Consider the following 10,767-nt stretch of genomic DNA (forward strand, 5'->3'; position numbering starts at 1 on the left):
TCGGAGGAGTAGGGCATTCTAGGTCACAAGGGCAAAGTTTGCCCGGGTCCACGGGAGGGGGGAGTTCCCAAATGTCCCAGAGCGACACTAACGAGGTCTTGGCCTTTCTCCACGACAAGCTCGACGACCACTTCCTCACGCTCAAACACCTGCGGTCTGGACTCGTCCCTGCCTCACCGGTCTTCGCGCTGGAGCACGATCTCTCGCCCGAGAACCTTGAGCTCCTCAACGGCAGCGTTCGAGAAGCGATCAAGAACGACCACATCACGCGCTATCACAAGACTTGGTTGCCGTTCGTCGTCTACGCGGCCGAGATGGGCTACGGCTATGAGGGTGACGAGTACTGGACCACATTCTCGTCGCTAACTCCTCGCTGGGCGAGCCAGGAACGATCGACAATCCGCGACTGGTTCGTCCGGTTTCACGATCAATTCGGCGGAGCGCGACCAACAGGCGCCTGGGCAAACCACTTCACAATCATCGCCTGGCCCATCACCCATGCGGTGCTGCCAACATACCTTCAGCGCCAATTGGCCAAGCTGCTCTACGAGTTCCGGACGGGGCTCACTGCGGCGCTCCTTAACGACCCAGACGAACTGGGCGCTCGACTCGCAGCACGCTCTGGCTGGTACAGCGATCGCTTCCGCAACTTTTGCCAGAACACACGACTTGTGGGGCAGGTCGCTGCAGCCCTGCTGTCCGGCGATGACGGCGAGTCACCTTATCTCGTGAAGTCCGCGCTCGACCGGCTCATCTCAGGACTCTCGCATGAGCGCCAAGCGCGGCAGTGGCTGACCTATGCGCAACGCGCCGCCAACCACGTGCGCGCTTCGGGATTCTCTCGACACCCTCTACCAGGAAACCGCGCTCCATCCATCACCGACCGGCTGCCACGAGCTACCGATCCAAGACTCTTCCTGCGTCAATTGGATGGCTCCTGGTATGCCTATGCCGAACTATCGGACATGACACCGCTCAGCGGTCGGATGCCGCACGTCTACGACGAACTCCGCACCAAGCGTGCACGGGTCAACGGAGCGCGCCGCCCGGTTCCGACGGGCGGCCTTGTATACGACGGTCAGGAAGTGCGATTCGAGAACTGGCCTGACCCGACGAAGCCCTTCGTGCAGTTGGAGCGCGGCAGCGACGCGGTCAACGCGCTGATCACGGACCAGGTCGTCATGTCCAATGGTCCGTGGTGGGTGTTCCGCAACCAGGGGCCAGGGACAGCCATTGAGGTGAAGAGCCGTTTCCTCAGGCCCGGAGCGCGCTACATCCTGGTTGGCGCTGGAGATCAGGAACCACCCGAAGTCTCTTGGTGTAGTCCCACCACTGTCGCAGTCGAAGGTGCTAGCGCCTGGCATCTGGACGTGCCAGACCCGCTCCCTGGTGCGGACGCGCAAGCGATCCTGGCGTGCGGGCTGTCATCCCTTGCAACTGTTGCCCTACGCCCAGTCGGTCTAGTCGCCAGCGCATGGGATGGGGAAGGCGCCGTTGAGTCCTTGGCTGGCGAACCGGCGATCCTCGGTATTCGTACCGAGGTCGCCGCCCAGCGCTGCCTCGTCACGGTTGATGGCGAGCCCCATTTCATCCCGTGGCCGGCTGGGCAGACCGAACTCATTCTGTCGCTAAGCGCCCTCGACGTCGGCTCGCACACCGTAGCCGCGACACTCATCGGAGACGAGAACAAGGAACTAACCAAAGGCGACCTTGACGTCACGATTCGTGATCCCCTGGTTCGTCCGGAGAATGCAACGGCCGGGGAGGGAATCCGACTGATGGCATCCCCCGCCCGACCAACGTTGGCTGAACTCTGGGATGAACGCGCAACAGTCACCGTCAGTGGCCCTCCATCGACGAACGCCGAACTCGGCATCACCCTGCTCGACGAAGCCCGATCAGAACTCAGCTCGGTTCGTCGCACGGTGACACTTCCCATAGACGAGGGCGAGTGGATGACGCTCGCTCGCGGGGTTCGAAGCGAGCGGGCGTTCAATGCGCACTACGACGACGCCCAGTGGTGCGTGCTCACAGTTCACCGTGACGGCATCGGCATGGCTTCACTCAGCTGTGAGAGAGGGTTCCAACCGCTCCGTTGGCGATTCTGTAAGGAGCGCGACGGCAACTACACCGCACGGCTACAAGATCAGACGGACGCCGGGAGCACGAAGGTCGACTTCTTTGACGTGGAGCAACCCTTGGCTGCCATTCACTACGAGCAAGGCGCCGATATCGCTCTGCCACCTCGCGGCGGATTGCTCCGTGCCACAGCCGACGGCGTGACGGCAGCCGCCGTGGCCCCAACACAGCCCAACAAGGTCTTCTCTTTGGGTTCAGCGAGTCCCCACGTACCGTACGGCGACCGGTCGACCGCAGGCATCATGCGACTCGCCGACGCCCACTGGCTCTGGATGAGCGCTGACCTTCCCGCCGATCCTTTTGCGGTCAGTCAGCAGCAAGTCGCCCTCGACACGATTACCCGCGCGACCTCGATGTTAGTCACCGGTGCGCATTGGGCCTCGATCGAACGTAGCCTGGCGACCGCTGACTCTGAATGGGTCCTCGATCATCTGGAGGACATGGAGCACACCGTTGGCGTGTCCCCTTCACATGTGGCGCTCGCGAAACAGATCAGCCGGAAGCACTACGACTGGTCGGCACCCGAGAGGCTCCTTCCTGGCTTCGCTGAGATCATGGCCCCGATCCTGCAGGAAGCAGGTGTCGAGAATCCGTCTGCTCCGCGCTTCCTGCTGACAATGGCGGGTCGATTGGGATACATCACGCAGCACTGGTCAAAGACCGACCGCGACTTCCTACTCGACCAAGTCATGCTTTCGCCCGTGCTGCTGCGAGCTGCCCGATACGCGGTAATCGGGTCGCGCGCCTATGCCGAGCCGGATGAAGCGCAACGAGGATTCTGATGACACTTGCAAGTCTGACGCCGGACGCCGCCGCCGCTCTCAGCGTGCAGACCCTCGGCATGGACCCTGAACTCGTCGGCCTGAGCAGCCCCGAGGGCCTCGCCGCTTCGCTCCGTCGCGCTGCCTCGTTCATGTGCCCAACCAGCCCTTCTCGGCTCATTGATGCCGCGCTCAATGCTGTAGGACCCGTAAGCGACGGCGAACTCAGCCGTGACGAGATCGCAGATCTCCTCAACCTTCTCATCGCATCCGGCGACCTGTTGGAACTTCGTCAAGAGCTACATGGCAGGTCGGTACGCCTCATCTACCTCGGCCCTCCCTCGTACCTCGAGCGAGCGCCCGGCACCTACATGCTGCTCGGCGTCCGGCCGTTTGGGGCGTGGCTTCTTGACTCAAAGTGGGCGGCAGAAATCATACGTGAGGGCCACACACGCGTGATTGAGCTGGCCCCCGCAACGGCGATCGAAGTATTTAAGGCCGCGGGCTTGCAACGACTTGATCGTCAGCGGTGGGTTGCCAGCCCCCGCATGGAGACGGCTGCCGACGTGATCCGCCGCACCGCCGAACGACTCGACGTCGCTGGCCGTGGCGGCGAGATCGAGGGCCTCCAGATCCTTGATCCAGCGAAACCGGTCCGGTACTACCGAGGACGCTGGCGCGAGCCAAACGCAACTGATCGGGGAGACTTCATCGCCAGGCGGGCGCAAGCATATGGTGCAGATCTATGGAGTGCTGTCCGGCTTGAGGATGGCGTCGCCACTCGGATCTTCCAGTTCCCCGCGGACGACCCCGTCGTCCCGGCCCGGGACGAGGCCTGGCGATTCCAAATGGCAATCGATGCAGGGCGGGGCGGCCCACAGCGCTACGCGATCGAGCCTGGCGCGAGCGGTTCCAGTGTCGTGAAGTTCTTCTCGCCGATCCCGGGCTTCGCCGAGCGCTACCTGCAACTCATCGGTATGCCCCTCGCCGGGACAAGCGGCGCTCTGTTTGCCTTCCGAGTGCCTCCCGGCGCAATGCCCGATCTGATCCAGCTACTCACTGACCTGCTCTGGATGGAGCCTGTCCCAAAGGAGACGAAATGACGGATGCCGAAGCGCCGACCATCGCCGAGACTGTCGATGACATCCGAGCGTCGCTACGCGACTACATCGAGGCCACGTATCACGTGGGGCATCCGCTGGTCATCGAGCAACGACGCCGACTGCTGGAGACCGAGGGGGTCATCTATCGAGAGCCTTTCATTGAGAGCACCCCGCGCTACCGCACCGACCGCAAGTTCTCCGAACTCGACCTGGATCCGGCAGTGCAGACCTTGTTCGGCAGCCTGACTCAGAAGATCGGCGAACTGGACCCACTGCTCTTCGACCCGCCATACACCCACCAGGCGGAGGCGCTTGAGTACGCGTCTCGCGACGGATCAAGCTTGGCGATCACGACAGGTACGGGTTCTGGTAAGACCGAATCGTTCCTGCTGCCAATGCTGGCCAAGCTGGCGACTGAGGCGGCGCATCACGCTGATTCGTTCGAGGCACCCGCAGTGCGTGCGATGATCCTTTATCCCATGAACGCCCTGGTCAATGACCAGTTGGGACGTCTGCGCTTGCTGTTGGGAGACCCACGCGTTACGGCGCAGTTCGACGCCTGGGCGGGCCGACCGGCTCGCTTTGCGCGCTACACCAGCCGCACACTCTATCCGGGAATCCGCACTCGAGAGCGGGACGATCGGCGATTGAGGCCGATCGCGGACTTCTACGTCGATATCCATGACCGCGCGGAGAATCCCAGTGCGCAGTACCACGCCGAGGCCGAGGAACTCCGGAGCAAGCTCGCCGCTCGCGGCAAGTGGCCCGCGAAGCCGAACATCCGCGACTGGTGGGGTGCTCCGAACATGCGGTGGAAGGACACAAACGGGAACTTCCAACGGGGCGTCACGTTGCCAAACGATCCGGAGCTGCTTACGCGACACGAGGTACTCGCGGCGCCGCCGGACGTACTCATCACCAACTACTCGATGTTGGAGTACATGCTGATGCGTCCGTTGGAACGGCCGGTCTTTGACCACACCCGACGGTGGTTGGCTGACAATCCTGACGAGCGATTCATGCTGATCGTCGACGAAGCGCACCTCTACCGAGGATCCGCTGGCGCGGAGGTGGCGCTACTACTTCGCCGCCTCCGGACCCGTCTCGGCGTCTCGCCGGACCGACTGCAGGTCATCACCACGAGCGCGAGCTTCAGCGACGCCGAGTACGCTCGCAAGTTCGCCGCGCAACTGAGCGGCAAGGACATCGCGGACTTCCGAACCATCGAAGGCAAGCGTAAGTACCGGGGCTCAGCGAGCGTAGGGACTGCCGCGGACGCTACGCTCCTCGGCAGCGTTCCGCTACGGGACTTCTACGATGCCAACACCGACGACGAGAAAAGCGCAGTCGTCACCGACTTTCTGACGGCGCGCGGCGTGATCACCAACGGCCGCCCCGCAGCGGCGATGCTGTATGACGCGCTGCGTGACTACGGGCCGATGAACCAACTCGTAAACGAGACAATGGACAAGGCTCAGCCTGTCAGCGAACTCGGGCCGACTCTCTTTCCCGGTGTCGCCTCGTCGGTTGCCGACGCCGCGGTGACTACTCTGGTGGCGCTTGGCAGCGCCGCACGCGAGAAGCCCGATGAGGCCGGCCTGTTGCCATGCCGAGTGCATGGCTTCTTCCGTGGTTTGCCCGGCCTATGGGCCTGCATCGATGCGGAGTGCTCGGAACTCGAGAAACCGCTTCGCGGGGGCCCAATCGGCAAGCTCTACTCGCAGCCGCGCGCCACCTGTGGGTGCGGGGCCCGCGTCTTCGAGTACTACACCTGCCGGCACTGCGGGACATCGTATGTCCGGGCGTACACCGACGACGCGGCAGAACCGAGCTTCCTCTGGCACGAACAGGGCGGCGCGTTCCAGGCAGCCGCCGGGGCCGTGCAGGAACTGCAGCCGCTGGATCTCCTGTTGGAGGAGCCGACTGGGCCGGTGCAGCGCGCAGATATCGATCTGGTCACCGGCGCCCTTGATGCCCAGCGCCTAGGCGATCGGCACCGGATCGTCTACATCCCGCACGAGCGAACGGGTCAGACGATTCACTCCGAGAACGAGGATGACGAGCCCGAAGCCGTCGAGGCCAACGGCGAGTTCCGTCCGTGCGGTGTCTGCGGTCGTCATGCGGGGTTCGGTCGATCTTCGGTGCAGGATCACCAGACTAAGGGCGACCAGCCCTTCCAAGCGTTGGTAACCCGACAGATCGAGGTCCAGCCGCCGAGCAAGGCGTATTCGGACTTCGCCCCGCTGCGCGGGCGCAAGGTGCTGGCGTTCTCCGACTCACGACAGGTCGCCGCTCGTCTTGCACCAAACCTCCAGACCTACTCAATGCGCGACGTTATCCGGCCACTGATCATCCGCGGCTGGGCTGAGCTCTCATCCAAGGACCTCATCCGCAACCAGCTAAGTCTGCAGAACCTGTTCCTCGCGACCATGGTCGGTGCAGCGATTCTGAAGGTTCGGCTCCGTCCAGAGCGTCGCGGCGCCGAATCCATGGACGTTATGCGCGCCGTCGCAGCCGCCGTGGATGGAGGCGCGTTCACGAGCGACGACCTCAGTCAGCTCATCGGCTTGATCATGCTGCAGGATGAGCCGCCGCTATCGCTGCTTAAGGCAATGTACGCGACCCTGACTGACCGCTACTACGGGTTGACGACGCTCGGCCTGGCCTCAGTCAAGGAAACCGGCGTGAAGACCACGAAGTTGCTCACTGATCTCCCGCCCATCCCGGGCGTCGCGGTGACCGAAGACGAGAAGCTCGCGCTGGTTCGGATGTGGCTTGGTTTCTGGACGACCAAGGGCATCTGGTTCAGCGCGATGCAGGAGGGCGAGTGGTGGAACGTCTCGCGTGGCGTCCTCCCACATACCGGCAAGTTCGGCAATCTCACCAAGTGGCTGCCTGATGCCCCAAGGCGCAAGCAATTTGCGGACACTTGGCTACCCATCTTGCTCCGCGAGCTCTGTGAGTCAAAGGACGGCAAGTACCGCCTGCTTGCCCGCAACGTCGCGCTCGACATCACTGGGGAGTGGGGCTATTGCGAGCACTGTCGATACACGCAGCGACCGTTCCCGGGCGTGGCGCGGTGCGTCAGCTGCCGGACCGACAACGTGCGCGTTCTCGACCCGAACGAGGACGACGTGTTCCAGGCGCGTAAGGGCTACTACCGGGCGAGCACTGTACGGGCGTTGGAATCCGACGTAATGCCATTGAGCATCATTGCCAGGGAGCACACCGCACAACTGAACTCTGCACAGTCGGATGAAGTATTCTCCCGCGCCGAACAGTACGAGCTGCTGTTCCAAGACGTCAATGTGACCTTGCCGAATCAAACAGATCGCGAGCAACCGGCAATCGATGTCCTGTCGTGCACGACCACGATGGAGGTTGGTATCGACATCGGCAACCTCTCTGGTGTCGCACTGCGCAACATGCCGCCCTCACGGGCGAACTACCAGCAGCGAGCTGGCCGGGCCGGGCGCCGCGGCAACGCCGTCGCCACGGTCATCGCCTTCGGCAGTGCCGACACGCACGACGATCAGTACTTCCGAGAACCCGCCGCCATGATCCGTGGGGACGTCGATGACCCGGCGCTCACCATGGACAACGACGAGATTGCACGTCGACACGTCTCGGCCTACCTGTTGCAGCGGTACCACCAAGACCGTCTGCCCCAGATCGATCCCGAGGACCAGCCTCAACTGTTCGAAGTGCTCGGCACGGTACCTGGCTTTGTCGGTACCGTCTCACCGCTGAACCGCACGGACCTCGCGTCGTGGATGGCCGAGAACAAGGAGGCGCTAAGGGCCGAGGTGGACAGTTGGCTGCCCGCCGAACTCGGGCAACTGCGACACCCGATCCTTGACGGCCTTGTCACAGATACGCTCGCTTCGCTGGACAAGGCGCTCCGCTTGGAGAGCAATGGTGAACTCCCGACTCCTGAGTCCGGCGATACGCCCCCGCAAGCGACCGAGGTCGAAGGCGATGGACCGGCCGAGGACGGCGCCGAACTCCCTGCCGAGGTACGCGCAGAAACGAACCTGCTCGATCGCCTGCTGTACGAGGGTGTCCTGCCTCGCTATGCGTTCCCGACGGATGTCGCCACTTTCCACGTTTTTGATGAGGGGCGTTCGGAGGCGTTCCGCACCGAGTTCCGTTACGAACCAAGCCAGGGACTCAACGTCGCTCTCAGCCAGTACGCACCCGGCAAGGTCGTATGGATCGACAATCGCGAGTGGACGTCTGGCGCGATCTATTCACCCATGAAGCGCGACCGTAGTCGGGCCTGGAATGAGCGCTGGCTCTACTTCGAGTGCCCGATCTGTCGCTACGCGATGCACGTACCGGGCGACGAGGCGGAGGTCCGTGACGAGCGAGAATGCGATGCCTGCGGCTCGCAGATGAATCCGGCGATGAACTGGATGCGCCCTCCCGGGTTCGCTCACAGGGCTTACACCGATCCGGGGACCAGTCCGGATGATGCGCCCGCCAAGAGTTATGCCACGCGCGCCAAGCTGGTTGCGGAGGGTCCGGAGCAGGCTGGCGAGTGGTCGCAGTTGCGGAACCGTATCTCGCAGTCGTATGACCGGCACACTCTTCTCGTGACGAACACCGGACCGAAGTCAGAGGGATATCGGTACTGCGTCTATTGCGGGCTGATCGAACCGATGTCGGCAGCCAGCGGCTTGTTGGCCGGGCAACACCTCAAGCCTTATCCGGATCGGGAACGCGAGTGTCAGAGTACGATCCCGACGCGAGGCTTAGTACTTGGTACCGACTTCAAGTCGGACGTCCTCCTACTACGTTTCCGAGTCGACGAGCCGGTGCGACTCCTACCCGGACGCCTGGCAACCGACGTCGCATTGCGTACAATCGCCGAAGCCCTGACGATCGCCGCCACGCAGATGCTAGGCGTCGAGGCGACTGAGCTGCAGGCGGAGTACCGCCCGGCGCTGACGCAGCTCGGACATCGCGGCCTGGAGTCGGAGATCTACTTGTATGACACGCTGGCCGGTGGCGCCGGCTTCACTCGCCGAGTTTTCGACTTCGGGGAGGCAGTCTTCCGCTCGGCGCTAGACCGCCTGGAGCGCTGCCCGGCCCACTGCGACGAGTCCTGCTACCAGTGCCTTCGGAGCTTCCGAAACCGCTTCGAACACGGCTTGCTTGATCGAAAAGTTGGCGCCAGCCTGCTTCGATACCTCCTCGACGGCGATGTCCCGACGCTGGACCATGCGCGTCTAGATCTCTCGGCGAACAAGCTCTTTGCGGACTTGGAAAGCAGGGACCTTGAAGACGTCGTCCTTGAGCGGGGCGTCACCGTGGATGTGCCAGGGATTGGGACTGTGCACGCTCCGATCTTGGTGACCAAGGGCGACAAGCAGCTGATTATCGGGGTGCACGGCCCACTGACGCTTGATGTCGCACCGACCCCCGAACTGCACGACGCCAAGGAGTTCGGTTTCCCGGTCAAGTTGGTGGACGACCTAATCATCAGTCGAAACCTGCCGTTCGCAACGAGCGACGTGATCCGGCGCATATCGTGAGTGAGCCGCGGATCTTCGATCCCGGCGTGCGCGGCTCGATGGCGGTACTGCCGGGCGCGCCGGACCTCTGGAGTTACTCATCGCTCAAAGCGGTCGAGACTTGCCCGCGTCGGTATGTGCTGGCCCGCGCCCAGTACTCCGACATTTGGGACCGCGCTGGATATCCGGAGGTGCCTAGCGTCGCTGCCTTGTTTGGCGACGTAGTGCACGACTCGCTGGAGACGATTGTGCGTGCTCTCACGAATCAGGGCTGTACGTCGGCCAGCGGCCAGCAAGCAACCGCCGTGCTGAAGGAACTGGGTGGGTACTCCGCGGTTGCCAAGAAGGCGTTGGCGAACCGGCTCAAGGGTTTGGAAAGCAACCCCCGCCTGGTAGGTGAACGCCGTCAGCGTTTACAAGATCAGCTCGAACAGCGCATTCCGGAGGTGCGCGAGGAGGTACAGCACTATTTGCACCGCATGGCGCTTGCCCCAAGGACCCGTTCCGGCTCCGGCTCCGGCTCCGGCTCCGGAGGCCCTCGCTACACGCGCAGCGTGGGCTCGCACCCTGAGGCAACCCTGCAGGCAGATGACCTTCGCCTTTGGGGGCGCGTCGACCTGCTTACGGTCGGGCACGCAAAGGTAGACATCACCGACTACAAGACCGGTGCCGAGAACGAGAGTCACCTCGACCAACTGCGTTTCTACGCCGTGCTGTGGGATCAAGACACCGTCTCCAACACCAGCCGAACACCGCTCGGGATGCTCACCGCGGCCTACCCAAACCACGAGGTGACGATCGACGCTCCCGATACGCCACAGCTACAGCTGCTAGTCGAGGCATTCGCCTCGCGGGTCGCCGCCGCTGACGAACTCGTTCAGTCCGATGAGCCTGCCGCGCAGCCCGGCGAGCAGTGCACCTTCTGCTCAGTTCGTCCCCTGTGCAGCGCCTACTGGCCAACTACCCCCGATCCCGCCACGTTGAAGCGCGGTAGCTGGTTTGACTTCGAAGGCATTGTCATTGAGCGCAACGGCATTAAGAGTTGGTGGTTGCTCGATCTGCGCACCAAGAACCCGCTCCTGCTGCGCACGACGTCAGCTCACCACTCGTTCGAGCCGGGGCAACGCCTCCGACTACTCGGATTGCGGCGCGACGAGGATCCCGAGGACAAAGGCGTCGTCGCCGTGCTGACGCAGACATCCGAGACCTTCTTCGTATCAGAATCGTGCGACAACTAAGCGAAGGCGC

4 protein-coding genes are annotated in these 10,767 nt (G+C 63.1%); all 4 read left to right on the top strand.

The annotated features are described in order from the left end of the window. The first annotated feature begins 71 nt into the window (after nucleotides 1–71). From FQ142_RS14025 to FQ142_RS14040, 4 genes are read left to right on the top strand one after another with little or no spacing between them, the layout of a single operon-like run. Nucleotides 72–2,921 (top strand): hypothetical protein, encoded by a 2,850-nt coding sequence (locus FQ142_RS14025; RefSeq protein ID WP_149423787.1) that lies wholly within the window; start codon nucleotides 72–74, stop codon nucleotides 2,919–2,921. Continuing rightward, nucleotides 2,921–4,003, top strand: coding sequence for a hypothetical protein (locus tag FQ142_RS14030; RefSeq protein ID WP_149423788.1), 1,083 nt, complete (start codon nucleotides 2,921–2,923; stop codon nucleotides 4,001–4,003). The genes FQ142_RS14025 and FQ142_RS14030 overlap by 1 nt, the downstream gene beginning before the upstream one ends. Continuing rightward, nucleotides 4,000–9,540, top strand: coding sequence for a DEAD/DEAH box helicase (locus FQ142_RS14035; protein WP_149423789.1), 5,541 nt, complete (start codon nucleotides 4,000–4,002; stop codon nucleotides 9,538–9,540). Before FQ142_RS14030 ends, FQ142_RS14035 begins: the two co-directional genes overlap by 4 nt. Next, complete coding sequence (locus FQ142_RS14040) at nucleotides 9,537–10,757, top strand: PD-(D/E)XK nuclease family protein (RefSeq protein ID WP_149423790.1); 1,221 nt, start codon at nucleotides 9,537–9,539, stop codon at nucleotides 10,755–10,757. Before FQ142_RS14035 ends, FQ142_RS14040 begins: the two co-directional genes overlap by 4 nt. Nucleotides 10,758–10,767: the final 10 nt, after the last annotated feature.

Source organism: Microbacterium sp. ANT_H45B, assembly GCF_008369345.1.
GTDB lineage: Bacteria > Actinomycetota > Actinomycetes > Actinomycetales > Microbacteriaceae > Microbacterium.